Here is a 16,334-nt window from a genome sequence, read left to right as displayed (position 1 = left end):
CAGACAGGCCGGTGAGTGGGGGGATGGGTGTTTCGGGAGCTCGTTGGGAGGGATCGCGGCTGGAAGCCGCTCCCACGGAAGGCGCTCCCACGGAAGGCGCTCCCACGGAAGGCGTTCCCACGGGGGGCGCTTCCGTGGGGGGGTCGAGCTGGAGCTGAAAGGCTGCGGCGAAGGCGTTTTGCAGCGATTCGCGGATCGTTCCGAAGACCGGGGTGTACCCGAGGATCGCGCTGACACTGGTCAGGCGTTCGCGCGCGCTCAGCACGCCCTCGTGGGAGAGCTTCTCCGTGGGAACGCGCAGGATCCTCAGCATCGTCTCCGCTTCCGGCGTGTCCACCAGCAGGCTCCCCTGCAGCAGGATCCGATCGCCGTGATGTGCGGCGAAACCACTGCCCAGCTTGCGGCCACCGGCCTCGACGTCATTGGGGAAGACGAAGCGCGCTGCAACGCCGAGGCGATCCAGCGCGGCCACCATCGCCTCGCCATGCAGCGCGAGGATCTCCGCGAGTCGGGCCGGCCCGGAATGCGCCACGGGCAGTACCAGGGACCAGCAGAGCTGTGCCGGGTCGAGGTACAGCGCCCCGCCCCCGGTCAGCCTGCGCACGACCTCGATGCCCTGTTCCTCGCAGTAGTCGCCGCGCACTGCGATCGCGGTCAGTTCGTGCGCTCCCGGCTGGGCGCTGGTGGGGTAACGGGCGAAGCGCAGCGCGGGGCCGCCGCGCAAAAGCTGCGCGTCCAGTAGCGCGTGCTCATGGGCGCTGCGCAGGCCGTCGTCCCTGACTCCGCCCGCCAGCGGCTTGCGTGGCAATCCTGGTAGTTCCGGGTTCATTGTCATCTCTGCTCCCCTGCCGATCGGCACCGGCGGTCCGTTGTTCATTGCGGACCGGGGCCTGCCCCCGTCCTGGAAACGCCGGGTTCGCAGGCGCATCCTGACCTACACTGTAGGACATTCGAATCGGTTTCCGAATTGATTTGGATCAGACAGTGGCGCAGACGCTGATGGGATCATGCGATCAAAATGCTGACTTCCGGCCCGCCGGGCGCAGGTGCAGCGCAAGCGGATTCGAACCTGGGGGTGTGTGGTGATGAGCAACTGGCAGCAAATGGTGCAGGCGGTGGAACCCCTGCAGGATCTCGAACTCGACACCGAACTGGTGCAGGGCCTCGAACACCTTGGCAATCGGTCCCGGGAACGCGCTGCGCCTCCCGTCCATTTCTACACGCCCACCTTCAAGTCCTACCAGACCTCCGAACTGAAGAGTTGCGGCAAGAACGCGTGGCCCGCGGTATCGGTGACGGGTGGGGAATGCAAGCTGCAGTGCGACCATTGCAAGGCCGCCATCCTGGAACCGATGATCCCCGCGCGCACGCCGGAGGATCTCTGGCGGGTGGTGAACGAAGTGATCGCCGACGGTGCCCAGGGAATGCTGCTGACCGGCGGTTCCAACCATCGCAACGAGGTCGAATACACGCCGTATTACGAGACCATCCGGCGCATCAAGGACAGCCACCCCGAGTTCCGCATCGCCGCCCACGCGGCGCTGATGGATGCCGATGCCGCGCTGAGCATGGCCCACGCCGGCGTCGACGTGGCGATGATGGATGTGATCGGCGCCCAGGAGACCATCACGAACGTCTATCACCTGCGCCGCTCGGTGGACGACTTCGAGGCGACCCTCGAGAACCTGGTGCGGACCTCGATGCGGGTGGTGCCGCACATCGTGATCGGCCTGCACTACGGGCGAATGCTCGGCGAATGGCGGGCGCTGGAGATCATCCAGCGGCACCTGCCCGATGCCGTGGTCCTGGTGGTCGTGATGCCCTTCTACGCCCCCGAGAAGAGGCCCTTCGTGACCCCGGACTCCTCGGAGGTGGGTCGCTTCTTCCAGTCGGCACGCCAGGCCCTTCCCGACACTCCCCTGCTGCTCGGCTGCGCGAGGCCGCCTGGCGAGTCGCGGATGCAGATCGACACCTACGCGGTGATGGCGGGGCTCGACGGCATCGCGCATCCCGCCGATGGCGCGGTCGAGCTGGCCGCGCGGCTGGGCCGCAAGGTGCGCGTGACCCCGGCCTGCTGCTCCATCGTGGTGGGGGACGAGGTGATGGCGGTGCAGGATGCAACCGACGGGCTGGAACTGGACATCGACACCATCCTGCGCGAAGAGGCCCGGCGCCGCGCCGGGGATCGGGGCATCGGCATTCCGGTGGTCTCCGCGACCAGCCCGCGCACCGAGCTTCCCGTTCAGGGAAACGCTGGCTGATCCGTCATCACCAAGCCGGCGGCGACGTGACGATGCAACCGACTCTCATCCCCCGTGCGACGCACGATCAAGGAGCCCAACATGCGTGACCGGAACACCCTGCGCGTGATCGACACCGGCCTGCGCCGTGCCGCTGAGAACCTCGCACTCAACCGGGCACTGCTCGAGTCCCACCAGGAAGGAACCTCGCCCCACACGTTGCGATTCCTGCGCTTCCAGCCGTGCGCGCTGGTCGGTTTCCATCAGAGTGTTGGCCAGGAGCTGCGCACAGACTACTGCGCCGAAAACGGAATCGACATCCAGCGCCGGATCACCGGTGGCGGTGCGATCTTCTTCGACGAGACCCAGATCGGCTGGGAACTCTACCTCGACAAGGGCTTCCTCGGCACTGCCGAAATGCCCGCAATCGCGGAGCGCATCTGCGAAGCGGCCGCTCGCGGGATCAGTGCACTCGGCGTGGATGCGCGGTTCCGCCCGCGCAACGACATCGAGGTGGACGGGCGCAAGATCTCGGGCACCGGGGGCGCCTTTGACGGCGACTCGATCCTGTACCAGGGGACGCTGCTGATCGACTTCGACGTCGAGAGGATGCTGCGGGTGCTGCGCATTCCTGCGGAAAAGCTCTCGGACAAGGCGATCTCCTCGGCCCGCGACCGGGTCGCCAACCTTAAGGATCTGCTCGGTCAGCTACCGCCGTTCGAGGAGGTGGAGCAGAGCCTGGCGGCCTCCTTTGCCGAGGCCTTCGGGGTTGGCCTCGAGTGGTCTGACGCGCTCAACGAGGCGGAAGAACGCAGGTTTGCGGAGGCGCTTGCCGAGATGGATACCCCGGAGTGGGTCTTCCAGCACGATCGGCCGTCATCGGAGACGGGGCTGCTCGAAGGTCTGCACAAATCGCCCGGCGGCCTGATGCGCGCGGCACTGGCAATGGACCACGCCCGCGACCGGATCAAGCAGGTCTGGATCACCGGCGATTTCTTCGTGAAGCCGGGCCGGACGGTGGTCGACCTGGAGGCCAGTCTCCGCGATACACCGGTCGGGGAGCTGGAGGCAAACATCCGCCGCTTCTTCGACCGCCATGCGGCGGAGATGCTGATGCTCACTCCCGACGACTTCCTGACCGTGCTGCGCAACGCACTCGCGAAGACCACTGTCTCTCGTGGCGTCGCCGACGGCCGGCCGTCGTGAGGACCGTCGATCTCCTGGTGGTCGGCCTCGGACCAGGCGGTGCCAGCGCCGCCGGCCGGGCCTCGGCAGCGGGCCTGGACGTGGTCGCGGTGGATCGGCGCCAGGTGCTCGGCGAACCGGTGCAGTGCGCCGAGTTCATCCCGACCCCGATGTCCCGCTACGCGCGCGACTTTCCGGTGCGCCAGCAGGCCATCACCGGCATGACCAGCATCCTCCCCTCCGGCCGGACCCATCGCAGCGCCTTTCCGGGTCTGATGATCGACCGGGCGGAGTTCGATCGCGCGCTGGCCCGGCAGGCGCAGGCGCAGGGTGCCGAACTGTGGCATCCGGCCCGGCTGACCGCTCTCGATCCCCTGCGGCAGCAGGCCACCGTGCGTCGGCACGGACGCGAGGTGCCGCTGCGATACCGGGCGCTGGTCGCGGCCGACGGCCCCCACTCCACGGTGGCCGCACGCCTCGGTCTGCCGCCATTGCGCACGCTGCGGACACGGCAATACAGCGTGCCCCTGAACCGGCCGGTCGAGGAGACGCTGATCTGGCTCTCCGACGACTATCCCGGCGGCTACGCCTGGCTGTTTCCCCGGGGGCGTGAAGCGAATCTCGGTCTGGGCCTGGATCCCGGCATCCAGCGGGACATGAAGACGCCACTGGACGACCTGCACCGGCGCCTGAGCGCCGAGGGACTGACCGGCACCGCGGTACTGCGTCGCACCGGCGGCTCGATCCCCGTGGGCGGTCCGCGCGAGCGCCTGCGCGAGGGCAGCACGCTCTTCGTCGGCGATGCCGCGGGCCTGACCCATCCCATTACCGGCGCCGGCATTGCCGCGGCGGTGATCTCGGGCGAGCACGCCGGCGCGGCAGTGGCGGAATGGCTGGCCGGGGATGGCGATGCCCTCGCGGGTTACGACGAAGACATGCGTGACCAGTTCGGCACTGCGCTCGAGCGCGCGGTGGCGCGCCGGCAGAGCCTGCAGCCCATCTGGCATACGCCGGCGGCCTTGCGCGACGAAACCCAGCGCCGGGGGTGGATCGCCTTCGACGAGTACTACGAGGCCGCGACGGCATGACCGGCGGCCTGCCCTCAATCAACCGACGCAAGCAATTCCGGAGGTCGTGACATGAATGCCCGCCCCGAGTCCGTGGCAACACCCGTGAATTTCTACCACCCGCGCGACCTTGCACGAACCCCGGAGATGCGCTCGCCGGAGTACGTGCAGATGTCGACCGCCGCCGCGATCACGCTGGGACTGGTGCATGGCAACATGCATCGCACCGCCTGCACGCACTGTCTGAACCTTTTGGTGACCTATCCGGAGGGCTGCCGCGCCAACTGCAGTTACTGCGGTCTCGCGCGGCATCGCGAGGAGGAGAGCGCCTATGCCGACCGCAACTTCATCCGTGTGGACTGGCCGACCGCCCGCTATGACGAGGTCATCGATCGTGTCCGCAACCGCGGCGACCAGGGCGCCTTCCAGCGCATGTGCATCTCGATGATTACCCACCCGGACTCGGGCGATGACACGATCACCCTTCTGGACCGCTGGGTGGCGGATGTGCCGGAGGTTCCCGTCTCCATCCTGTCGAACCCGACCACGATGCGCTATGCGGAAATAGAAGACCTGCGTGATCGCGGCGCCGACATCTTCACCGTCGCCCTGGACGCGGTCACGCCCGAGATCTTCGAGCAGACCCGGGGCAAGACGGTCGACAGTCCCCACCGCTGGGATCGTTACTGGCGGGCGCTGGAGTGGGCCGCGGAGATCTTCGGCCCGGAAAAATTCGGGGCCCACCTGATCTGCGGGATGGGCGAAACCGAGCGGGACATGATGGAGGTCTGCGAGCGCATCCGTGACATGGGGGGCCACAATCACATGTTCGCGTTCTTCCCGGAACGGGGATCGCGGATGGAGGACCGTGCGCCGGTCCCGCGCGATCACTGGCGTCGCGTCCAGCTCGGGCGCTTCCTGGTCGACTTTGTCGGCGCACGCGTCGCGGACATGCGCTTCGACGCCGACGGGCGGATCGTCGATTTCGGTCTCGATCGTCGGGAGCTGGACGCGGTGATCGACTCGGGCCAGCCCTTCCGCACCTCCGGTTGCCCGGGCCGGGGGGACGACACCGTGTCCGCCTGCAACCGGCCCTACGGCGACTCCAGCCCCGCCGACATCTTCAGCTTCCCGTTTGCCCTGAATGACAAGGACGTGGACGTGGTGCGCCGACAGATGGCCGGCGAACCCGTCGGGACCTTTGACTTCGACGCAGACGACTGAAGCGCATGGACGGCTGGCGTCAACCATGATGACGGGCGGCCATCCCGGACGATGAAGGCCCCCTCCCCCGCTTGCGGAGGGACGAGAACTGCGCGACTTTCACGCCCGCTGTCATGGCGCCCCGGGGACAGATTTGCAAATCTGCCCCCGGGGCTTGGCGGCCTTGCACCCACGCGTGAAAAGGGAGTTTCGTGCGGGGCTAGCGCATCCCGGGCTGGGCCTGTTCCTGGATCTCCTGCATCCTCTCGAGCAGGCGGTCTGTCTGCGGATCCTCGCGCCGCATCGCGTCCAGCATGTCTTCCTCGAGGGTCTGCTGGGCGGCCTCAACCTCCGGATCCTGCATCGCCACCTGCTGCGCCTCCTGCAGCTCCCGCTGCGCCTCGCGCACTTCACGGGACTCCAGGACCTCCCGGCGTTCCTCGTCGGTGCGGGCCTCTTCCATCCTGGCCTGCGCCGCAAGCAGATCTTCCATGATCGCACCGGGATCATGACCTGCCTCGCGCATCTTGTCCGTTACCAGCTCTTCCAGGGCGTCCGCCTGTTCGCGCAGTTCCGGGTTGTTCTCGACGGCCTCCTGCTGGATCTGCGCGAGCCGCTGCTGAATCTCCACGAACTCCTGCTGAAGGGCCCCTGGCTGCTGCTGGCCCATCTGGGCGATGGCCACGCTGTAAAAGGCCAGGACAAGCGCCGTCGCAAGCGCCATTGTGAGACTTCTCAGCCTGTGGTGTCGCTGCATTCGGGCTTCCTCCGATTTCGCGGCGTGTGCCGCTGGTTGACTGAGCTTAGCAGCCATGGACCCGCGAATTCCACGGACCCGGCCGAGCCGGGCCAGCGCCCCTCAGCCGAACGCCGATCACTGGCTCCGCTATACTGATGCCCGCTCCACGCGCTGCTTCGTATTGCTCGTTCCGCAGGATGAACCCCGGGCCGGTCCACACGTCAGACGCGGTAGGTCTGCGCCCCATTGCGTTCAAGAGATGCCGATGTCCCCAGCGAAAATGCTCCGCAAGCTCTTGCCCCTGCTGATCATCGTAGCGGCGGGCGTCGGCTTCCTTGTGCTGCGTGCGACCGGCCCGACGGCCCCCCCGCCGGAGGAGAGCGAGAGGGTCTGGCAGGTCCGCGGCATCGTCGCGCAGCCGGCCACCCACCGGCCCACGCTCGATCTGTTCGGAAGGAGTTCGTCGCCACAGACCGCCGTGCTGCGCGCCGCCGTCGAGGGCGAGATCGGGTCAGTGCCCGCACAAGTCGGCCGTGCCGTCGCGGATGCCGGGCTGCTGGTACGCATCGATCCCTCGGAGACCCGCTTGATCCTTGAGCAACGGGAGGCCGAAGTGCGCGAAGCGGAGGCGGCCGTGGAGAGCGAACGGCTGCGCGCCGAAACCGATCAGCGCCTGCTCCAGCGCGAACAGGCGCTGCTTCAGATCGCACGGCGCGGTCTTGAGCGGGCCCGGGAACTGCGCACCGGCAATCTCGGCTCGGAGGCGGACGTCGACGATGCCCAACGCAACCTCGAGCAGGCCCGCGTAGCCGTGGATAACCGCCAGCAGGCCGTCGCGGATGCATCCAGCCGGCTTGCTCGGGTCGAGGCTCGGGCCCGGCGCGCCGGGGCCGCCGCGGAGCGCGCCCGGATGGATCTCGCCCGCACCGAGATCCGGGCCCCCTCCGCCGCCCGCGTGGTCGAGGTGCACGTGAGCCCGGGGGAGCGGGCGCGGGTCGGTGACGCTCTCGTCCGGCTGTACGCGCTAAACGACCTCGAGGTCCGGGCCAGCCTGCCGGAGGCGATCGTGCCTCGGATCAACGATCTGCTGGATGAAGGCGTTCACCTGCAGGCGGAGGCAATGGTGGGGGGCCGCCACGTACGCGCCTCGCTGGATCGGCTCGCGGGTGAGACGCGGGCTGGCGAGGCCGGAATCAGCGCCATCTTCCGGGTCGTCGAAGGCGGTCGGGAACTGCCGCTCAACCGCTTCGTGAACCTGCGCCTGAGCCTGCCGGAAGAGACCCGGAGCGTGGTGGTCCCGTTCGAGAGCCTGTATGGCCGCGATCGGGTCTATCGCGTGGTGGACGGGCGCATGCAGGGCCTGACGGTCGAGCGCCTGGGCCAGGTAACCGATCTGGAAGGACGCACACGCGCGCTGATCCAACATCCGGATCTGGAGGAAGGCGACGTTCTCGTGGCCACCCGGCTGCCGAATGCGGTTGACGGCCTTCGGGTCGAGGTCGAGCTGAACGGCCCCGACGAACGCGGATGAGGCTCCGATGAACAGCGCAGTGAGCGAGGGCAACGGTCCCGCGGGACCCCAAGAACACAACGGCGGCCTGATCGAACTCTTCCTGCGGCACCGCCTTGCCGCCAATCTGCTGATCGCACTGATGGTCCTTGGCGGATCCTTCGCCTTCCTGAACCTGAACACCCAGTTCTTTCCGAACTTCGAGCTCGACATCGTCTCCGTGCGGGTGGTGTGGACCGGGGCCAGCGCCGAGGACGTGGAACGCGGCATCACCGATCCGCTGGAACAGGAATTGCGCACGGTGGACGGCATCCGCGAGATGACATCGACATCCGCGCTCGGGGTCGCCTCCATCACCATCGAGTTCGAGGCCGGGACCGACATGACGCTGGCCCTCGAGCAGGTCAAGGACCGTGTGGACCAGCAGCGCGATCTGCCGGATGTCGCGGAGACACCGGTGGTCACGCGCATCGTGCGCTACGAGCCGGTGGCCACCCTGCTGGTGAGTGGCCTGGACAACATTGACGAACTGCGGACGCTGGGCCGCCAGTTCGAGCGCGAGCTGCTGGATCGCGGGATCGCCCGGGTCGAGTTCACCGGATTGCCCGAGGACGAGATGGCGATCCAGGTACCGACAATCGCGCTATACGAAACCGGACTGACCCTTGGCGACATCGCCGAGCGCATCGACGGACTGAGCCGCGATATCCCGGCAGGCAGTGCCGGGCGCGCCGATACCGCCCGACAATTGCGCAGCCTCGATCAGCGCCGGGAGGTCATCGCGTTCGAGGATCTGCCACTGCGCTCCGACCCCGAACTCGGGCTGGTTCGGCTGGGTCAGGTCGCCGAGATCGAGCGGCGTCCGCGCGACGGAGAAGTCAGCGTCAGCGTGGAGGGACGCCCCGCACTCGAGATGCAATTGTTGCGCACCGAGTCCGGGGATTCCCTGGAGGGGGCACGCGTGCTCCAGGACTGGCTCCAGCATGCGCGGCCCACCCTTCCGCCCGGTGTTCAGGTCGAAGTCATCGACGCCTTCTGGGAGCTGCTGCAGGAACGCATCCTGCTGCTGCTGAAGAATGGCGCCGGGGGTCTGTTGCTGGTGCTCGGCATCCTGTTCCTGTTCCTGAACCGGCACGTCGCGCTGCGGGTGGCGCTGGGCATCCCGATCGCCTTCACTGCCGCGCTGATCGTGCTCTGGGTCGTCGGCGGCTCGATCAACATGATCTCGCTGTTCGGGTTCATCATGTCGCTGGGAATCATCGTCGACAATGCGATCGTCGTATCGGAGCACGCCTACACGCTGCATCAGAAGGGACAGGACCCCACCCAGGCCGCCGGCAACGGCGCCCGCCGGATGCTGGCCCCCGTGATCTCCGCGTCCCTGACCACGGTGGCCGCCTTCCTGCCGCTGATGCTGATTGGCGGCATCATCGGCAACATCCTGTTCGACATCCCCCTGGTGGTGATCTGCGTGATCATCGCGACCCTGTTGATCGCGTTCCTGATCCTGCCAGCCCATTTGCAGGGGGTGCTCGCCCGGCTGAAGCCATCGCCCGAGGGCAGCCTGAGGGCGCGTTTCGATGGTGGCTTCGAGCGCTTTCGCAACGGGACCTTCCGCCAGGTGGTGTCGCGGTCGGTCGATAACGCCGGCATCACCCTCGCGCTGGCCATCGGCGCACTGATCCTCGCCGTCGGTCTCGCCGCCAGCGGGCGCGTCGGCTTCACCTTCTTTCCGGCACCGGAGGGCACGACGGTGAATGCCGGGGTGAACTTCGTTGCCGGCACCCCGCCCGAGCGCGTGGGCGAATTCCTGGATGCCGTGGAGCAGGCGCTGTACCAGGCCGAGGAGGCGCTGGGGGGCGGACTCGTGGTCGCGGCGGTGGTGCGCCGTGGCCTGGGAATCGATCCCGGGGACGGCAACACCCCGCGTGGGGAGCAGTTCGGCAACATCCAGGTGGAGCTCGTGTCGCCCGAGGCGCGCACGGTGCGCAACCGCGATTTCATCCGCGAATGGGAGGAACAGGTCCAGCTGGCGCCGGGTATCGAAAACTTCAGCATCAGCGAGCAGACGGGTGGCCCACCGGGCCGCGATCTCGACATTCGACTGACCGGTGACGACCCCGACCGGCTCAAGGACGCGGCCCTCGACCTCGCGGAACTCTTCGCTGACTTCGCCGGGCTTTACGCGATCAACGACGATACCCCCTTCGGCCGCGAGCAGCTGATCTACTCGGTGAGCCCGGAGGGCCTTGCGCAGGGCCTGACCACGCAGGCCGTGGGTGCGCAGCTCCGCGATGCCTTCGACGGCCGTCTGGCGCAGATCTTCCAGGACGGTCTGGAAGAGGTCGAGGTGCGCGTTCGCCTCCCGGATCGTGAACGCCACCACACGGAGACCCTCGACCGTCTGCTGATCAGGCTTCCCTCCGGCGAGCTGGCCCCGATTGACAGTGTGGTCGAGATGGACTCGCGCCAGGGATTCGAGACCCTTCGGCACGCAGACACACGGCTGGCGATCCACGTCTCGGCCGAGGTCGACCGCGCGGTGAACAACGCCGCCCGCGTACGCGCGGCACTCGAGGAAGGCCCGCTCGATCAGCTGGCCCAGCGGCACGGGGTGGATTACTCCTTCGAGGGTCGCGCGGCCGACCAGGCGGAAACCTTCGCCGACATGCGCCTGGGGTTGGTCCTCGCGCTTGGGCTGATGTACCTGACCCTGGCATGGGTCTTTGCATCGTGGGGCTGGCCGCTGATCGTGATGGCGATCATCCCCTTCGGGATCCTCGGGGCCTTGCTTGGCCACTGGTTGATGGGGGTGGAACTGACCATCCTGTCCATGTTCGGCCTCTTCGGCCTGACCGGAATCGTCGTGAACAACTCCATCATCCTGGTCAGTTTCTATCAGGGCCTGCGCGACGAGGGGCTGGCGCTGCGCGAGGCCATCATCGAGGCCTCGTGCCAGCGTCTGCGCGCGGTGATCCTCACCTCGGCAACGACCATTGCGGGGCTTACGCCGCTGCTGTTCGAGGGTTCGCTGCAGGCGCAGTTCCTGATCCCCATGGCCGTCTCCATCGTCTTCGGACTCGGCGTCGCCACATTGCTCGTGCTGCTGGTGATCCCGGCCCTGCTGCGCCTGTACGAGAACCGCTTCGATCGCGGGGCCCTCACCGGCGCGACCGGCCGCTGACGACGGGTGAGTGCCCGGTTGTGCGCGGGTGCGCATACTCTGGTAACCTTGTGCTGCATCGCACCATTCGCGGACAGGCACCATCGACCGCGCCAACCGCCTTCGGGCCAGGAGCGTTTCGATGAGCGACCCAATCTCGCTTTCCGGCAAGACCGGCATCGTCACCGGCCTCGCCAACGAACACAGCATCGCCTTCGGATGCGCGCGCGCCCTGCATCAGGCGGGCGCCGAACTGATCCTGAGCTACGGCCATCCGAAGGCCGAAGCGCATGTCCGCCCGCTGGCGGAACAGCTCGATGATGCACCACTGATCCTCTGCGACGTGCGCCAGCAAGAACAGCTCGAGGCCCTGTTCCGGGCAGCGTCCGACCGCTGGGGACGGCTCGACTTCGTGATTCACTCGATGGCATTTGCCCCGGGTGAAGACCTGCAGGGCCGCGTGGTGGATTCCAGCCTCGACGGCTTCCTGCTCGCGATGGACATCTCCTGCCACTCCTTCATGCGCATGGCGCGCCTCGCGGAACCGCTGATGACGGATGGCGGCTGCCTGATCACGATGAGCTACCAGGGCGCCGAACGGGTGGTGGAGAACTACGGCATCATGGGCCCGGTGAAGGCCGCGCTGGAGTCCTCGATGCGCTACATGGCCGAGGAACTCGGCCCGGCCGGCATCCGTGTGCTGGCGCTCTCGCCCGGACCGGTCGCGACCCGCGCGGCCTCCGGGATCCGGGACTTCGAACAACTGCTGCGGGACGCGGAAGTGCGCGCGCCCACGCGGCGCCTGGTGACCATCGACGACATCGGGCAGACGGCGCGCTTCCTGGTCAGCGACGCCGCCCGGTCGATCACCGGCGTGACCACCCACGTCGACGGCGGACTGAACGTAAAGGCCTGAACCATGCCTCCCTCCGATGCCCACATCGAGAACCGGACCTACGACGAGATCGAGGTCGGCGACACCGCGACGCTCGAGCGGCGGCTGACGATGGAGGACGTGAAGCTGTTCGCGGTGATGTCCGGGGACGTGAACCCGGCGCACGTGGACGAAGACTTCGCGAAGAGCAGCCGTTTTCAGGAGATCATCGCCCACGGCATGTGGGGCGGTGCCCTGATCTCGACATTGCTGGGCACGGAGTTGCCCGGCCCCGGCACGATCTATCTCGGCCAGACGCTGCAGTTCAAGAAGCCCGTGGTGCTCGGCGACATACTCACGGTCACGGTCGAGGCCACCGAAAAGGACGACGAAAAGAAGCGCATCCGCTTTCACTGCCTCTGCCGGAACCAGGAAGGCAAGACGGTCATCGAGGGGGACGCGGACGTCCTCGCGCCCACTGACAAGGTCAAGCGCGCACGGACGGTGATGCCGCAGGTGCGCATGGCCGAGCGCGCCCACCTGCACGAGTTGCTGGAGGCCGCCTCGAGCCCGGAACCCCTGCCCACGGCGGTGGTGCACCCGGTCGACGCCAACTCCCTGAGGGGCGCGCTGCAGGCTGCCAGCAAGGAACTGATCATCCCGGTCCTGGTCGGTCCGGAGGACCGCATCCAGCAGGCCGCAAGGGAGGCGGAGCTGGACATCTCGGACCTTCGGCTGGTCTCCACGAAGCACAGCCACGAGGCCGCCGAGCGTGCGGTGGCGCTGGCCCGCAAGGGCGAGGTCGGGGCCCTGATGAAGGGAAGCCTGCATACCGACGAACTGCTGCGCGCCACAATGCACAAGGAAAAGGGCCTGCGCACCGAGCGCCGCATGAGCCATGTGATGGCCTTCGACGTGCCGACCTACCCGCGCCCGCTGTTCATCACCGATGCCGCGATCAACATCTACCCGACACTGGAACACAAGGCCGACATCGTCCGCAACGCGATCGAACTCGCTCACGCGATCGAGATCAAGGAGCCGCGTGTTGCCATCCTGTCCGCCGTCGAGACGGTAAACCCCAAGCTATCCTCGACCCTCGAGGCCGCCGCCCTCTGCAAGATGGCGGAACGGCGCCAGATCAAGGGCGGCATCCTCGATGGACCGCTGGCCTTTGACAACGCAATCTCGGAGAGCGCCGCCCGCACCAAGGGCATTGATTCCAGGGTCGCCGGCCGCGCCGACATCCTGGTTGCGCCGGATCTGGAGGCCGCCAACATGCTGATGAAGCAGCTGACCCATCTCGCCGACGCCACCGGCGCCGGCGTGGTCGTCGGCGCCCGCGTCCCGATCATGCTCACCAGCCGCGCCGACGACGCCCTGACCCGCATGGCCTCCTGCGCCCTCGCCCTCCTCCTCGCCGAGTACCAGACCCGCCAGAACTAGCAGGACCAGCCACCCCGGGATCAGCCCCGTGGCTGCGGCCCCCGTGGGAGCGGCTTCCAGCCGCGATGGCCCTTGGCACCAAACCCAAAGCCCAATCGCCGAGAGAGTCCGCCTCCCAGGCGTGCTGGCCGTGGGAGCGGCCCCCGTGGGAGCGGCTTCCAGCCGCGATCGACCCCATCCAAGAAATCGCCACCCAAGGCCGCCCCCACACCTGGTGGGAGCGGCTTCCAGCCGCGATCGTCCTCCCGTTCACGCGGTCAAGAGCTTGCTCACCCTAATCAGCGAGGATCGCCCGCCAGGTCGTCTCGACCATCCACCCAGGAGAGCTCAGGATGATGCCATCAACCACGTTCGGCGAGGTCATTCCAAGTATGTTCTGAGGCTTTGCGCCGGCGCCCGGTTAGGCGGGCTCGCGTTCGTCGAGCGGGTGGTCACGCGATACACTGGGGTTCTGTCCACGCCAAGGGGCTTGTGGTGCCACGCGCGGACGCCTCCGGAATGCGGATACCCGAGCAGGCCGTGACCAGCGCCGTGGCGGCACGACCCCATCAACAGGAGGTCCGCGATGTCCGGTGATCTGCTGGTGCTCAATAGTGGCTCGTCCAGCCTGAAATTCGCGCTCTACGAGATCGACCGGGATCCCGATGGAGCAGATGCAGCGCGCCATTTCCGGGGACAGATCACCGGCCTCGATGCGACGCCGCATTTCAGGGTCGAGGACGCCTCCGGCGACGTGGTGGAGGACCGGCACCCCGGCGATGAAGGCGCGGCCCTCGGCCACGAGGAGGCCCTCGAGTTCCTGGTCGACTGGCTCGATGAGGCGCTCGCGGGGCGCAGTCTGCTCGCGGCCGGACACCGGGTGGTCCATGGCGGTCAGGACTTTGTCGGACCGGTGCGGGTGAACGCCGAACGGCTTGAGCAGATGGAGGCGCTGGTGCCGCTGGCCCCGCTGCACCAGCCGCACAACCTCGCACCGATCCGGTCGCTCTCGCGCTCGCGGCCGGACCTCTTCCAGTTCGCCTGCTTCGACACCGCCTTTCACCACACGCAGTCACGGATCGAACGCCGCCTGGCCCTGCCCCGTCACCTCGCCGACGAGGGCGTGATGCGCTATGGCTTTCACGGGTTGTCCTACGAGTTCATCGCCGGCGCGCTCGCGACCCGGCTCGGGCGGGAGGGGACCGGCCGTGCCGTGGTCGCCCATCTCGGTAGCGGCGCCAGCCTGGCCGCTCTCCGGGATGGTGAGAGCGTGGCGACGACCATGGGATTCACTGCACTCGACGGGCTGCCGATGAGCACGCGCTGCGGCGCACTGGACCCGGGAGCCGTGCTGTTCCTTCTGCAGGAAAAAGGCATGAGCGCCGAGGAGGTCAGCACCCTCCTCTATGAGGAATCCGGACTCCTGGGCGTATCCGGCATCAGCGGCGACATGCGCACGCTGCTCGAGAGCAGTGAGCCCTCGGCGGCGGAGGCGGTCGATGTCTTCGTGCACCGCGCGGTTCGGGAGATCGGCGCGCTCACCGCGATGCTCGGCGGTCTGGATCACCTCGTGTTCACCGGCGGAATCGGCGAACACGCGGCTCCGGTACGGGCACGCATCTGTGAAGCCCTCGGGTGGCTGGGGGTAACGCTGGATCGCCCTGCCAACCAGGCCCACGCCGAGCACATCGGCGAACCGGGGGGCCGCGTCGGTGTCTGGGTGATCCCTACGGACGAGGAGCGGATGATCGCGCAACACGGTCTGGACCAGCTCCGGGAGGCCGGGCGGGTCTCCTGAGAGAGCTGGCCACGGCCCACCGTTTATCGGGAAGACAGCGGTCCGGCCGCCGCCTCCGCACCGAGCGTCCCGATGCTTCGGACCGGTATCCGCCCTCGATGACGCGAGCGTCGCCATGAAACGGCTTGCGAACCGGCTGCAACGGCACCGGGAGGGACTGCTGCTCCTGGGCCTGGTCCTCCTCGGCATGGCACTCGCCCACTGGCATACGCCGGAGCTGACACAGCTGCTCCAGTGGGGTGACCGCATTGCGGATCGCCCCGTGGCGATCGTCGCGGCCGTGGTGCTGATGGCGGTTCTGTTCACCCTCGCGCTTCCGGGAAGCCTGATGCTCTGGGTGGTCGCACCGTTTCACCCGCCGTTGGGGTCCGTGATCATGCTGGTCATCGGCAGCGTGACCGGCGCACTGGGCGCATACGGGATTTCGCATCGCCTCGGACGTCGCTGGTCGCCCGGGAGGAACGCCGAACGCGTCGTGTCGCTTTTCGAGCAGCGCAGCGATCTGCTCACCCAGACCGCATTGCGGGTGCTGCCCGGGTTTCCGCACTCCTTCGTGAACTATGCCGGCGGCGTCCTGGGGCTGCCGCCGACGACCTTCCTGCTGGCCGCGGTACTGGGCCTGACCGTGAAGTGGGGCGTCTATGCGACCGCGGTTCACGGCGCGGTGGAGGCGATCGAGACGGGCGACGCGCTGCAGCCGTCGACGCTGCTGCCGTTGTTTGTGCTGGCGGGCCTGCTGCTGATCGGGGCCGTGACGCGCCGGTGGGTGGAGCGGCGGGCCGGAGCCGATGGCGAGCCGTAGGTCCGGCGACACGCTGATCGCTCGGTGCCCCGCCCGCGCCGGTCGGGATGCTTGACCACCCCCCGGGTAGGAGCGGCCTCTGGCCGCGATGGCTCCGGGTGCCTGGATCAACGCCGCATCGCGGCTGGAAGCCGCTCCCACGACCCGGGCCCCCGGGTAGGAGCGGCCTCTGGCCGCGATGGCTCCGGGTGCCTGGATCAATGCCGCATCGCGGCTGGAAGCCGCTCCCACGACCCGGGCCCCCGGTAGGAGCGGCCTCTGGCCGCGATGGCTCCGGGTGCTCAGATCGGCGCCGCATCGCGGCTGGAAGCCGCTCCTACAACCCGGG

The 16,334-nt window shown here is 67.8% G+C and carries 12 protein-coding genes; 10 read left to right on the top strand and 2 right to left on the bottom strand.

Translation table 11 applies throughout. The features are described 5' to 3' along the window. A partial coding sequence (locus ACESMN_RS10220) for a biotin/lipoate A/B protein ligase family protein (protein WP_373053496.1) occupies positions 1–835 on the bottom strand: 835 nt, incomplete at its 3' end. 250 nt (positions 836–1,085) lie between these two features. Here ACESMN_RS10220 and ACESMN_RS10215 point away from each other — a divergent pair. The 4 genes from ACESMN_RS10215 to ACESMN_RS10200 all read left to right on the top strand — a co-directional run bounded on the left by ACESMN_RS10215 (position 1,086) and on the right by ACESMN_RS10200 (position 5,716). Beyond that, positions 1,086–2,261, top strand: a complete 1,176-nt coding sequence (locus ACESMN_RS10215) for a radical SAM protein (protein ID WP_373053495.1) — start codon at positions 1,086–1,088, stop codon at positions 2,259–2,261. Between the two features lie 81 nt (positions 2,262–2,342). After that, the gene (locus tag ACESMN_RS10210) at positions 2,343–3,446 is read left to right on the top strand and encodes a biotin/lipoate A/B protein ligase family protein (protein WP_373053494.1); all 1,104 of its coding nucleotides are present in this window, start codon (positions 2,343–2,345) and stop codon (positions 3,444–3,446) included. Then, entirely contained in the window at positions 3,443–4,513 is a 1,071-nt protein-coding gene (locus ACESMN_RS10205) for a geranylgeranyl reductase family protein (RefSeq protein WP_373053493.1), read from the top strand. Before ACESMN_RS10210 ends, ACESMN_RS10205 begins: the two co-directional genes overlap by 4 nt. 51 nt (positions 4,514–4,564) lie before the next feature. Then, positions 4,565–5,716, top strand: coding sequence for a radical SAM protein (locus ACESMN_RS10200; protein WP_373053492.1), 1,152 nt, complete (start codon positions 4,565–4,567; stop codon positions 5,714–5,716). A gap of 199 nt (positions 5,717–5,915) precedes the next feature. On the opposite strand, the gene ACESMN_RS10195 is transcribed toward ACESMN_RS10200, so the two are convergent. Continuing rightward, positions 5,916–6,419, bottom strand: a complete 504-nt coding sequence (locus ACESMN_RS10195; RefSeq protein ID WP_373053491.1) for a hypothetical protein — start codon at positions 6,417–6,419, stop codon at positions 5,916–5,918. 280 nt (positions 6,420–6,699) lie between these two features. Here ACESMN_RS10195 and ACESMN_RS10190 point away from each other — a divergent pair, with 280 nt between their 5' ends. The 6 genes from ACESMN_RS10190 (at position 6,700) to ACESMN_RS10165 (ending at position 16,006) form a co-directional block, all read left to right on the top strand. Further along, positions 6,700–7,965 carry an efflux RND transporter periplasmic adaptor subunit gene (locus ACESMN_RS10190; protein ID WP_373053490.1) on the top strand — a complete coding sequence of 422 codons (1,266 nt, stop codon included), beginning with the start codon at positions 6,700–6,702 and terminating at the stop codon, positions 7,963–7,965. A gap of 7 nt (positions 7,966–7,972) precedes the next feature. Further along, complete coding sequence (locus ACESMN_RS10185; protein ID WP_373053489.1) at positions 7,973–11,128, top strand: efflux RND transporter permease subunit; 3,156 nt, start codon at positions 7,973–7,975, stop codon at positions 11,126–11,128. A gap of 121 nt (positions 11,129–11,249) precedes the next feature. Next, on the top strand, positions 11,250–12,023 hold the full coding sequence (fabI, locus tag ACESMN_RS10180; protein ID WP_373053488.1) for an enoyl-ACP reductase FabI: 774 nt from the start codon (positions 11,250–11,252) through the stop codon (positions 12,021–12,023). A 3-nt stretch (positions 12,024–12,026) separates the two neighbouring features. Beyond that, positions 12,027–13,427 (top strand): bifunctional enoyl-CoA hydratase/phosphate acetyltransferase, encoded by a 1,401-nt coding sequence (locus tag ACESMN_RS10175; protein ID WP_373053487.1) that lies wholly within the window; start codon positions 12,027–12,029, stop codon positions 13,425–13,427. A 565-nt stretch (positions 13,428–13,992) separates the two neighbouring features. Further along, on the top strand, positions 13,993–15,204 hold the full coding sequence (locus ACESMN_RS10170) for an acetate/propionate family kinase (RefSeq protein WP_373053486.1): 1,212 nt from the start codon (positions 13,993–13,995) through the stop codon (positions 15,202–15,204). A 115-nt stretch (positions 15,205–15,319) separates the two neighbouring features. Next, entirely contained in the window at positions 15,320–16,006 is a 687-nt protein-coding gene (locus ACESMN_RS10165; RefSeq protein WP_373053485.1) for a TVP38/TMEM64 family protein, read from the top strand. The last annotated feature ends 328 nt before the right edge of the window (positions 16,007–16,334 follow it).

The organism is Thioalkalivibrio sp. (genome assembly GCF_041690275.1).
Lineage (GTDB): Bacteria > Pseudomonadota > Gammaproteobacteria > Ectothiorhodospirales > Ectothiorhodospiraceae > Thioalkalivibrio.
This window is presented reverse-complemented; position numbering and strand designations above follow the sequence as displayed.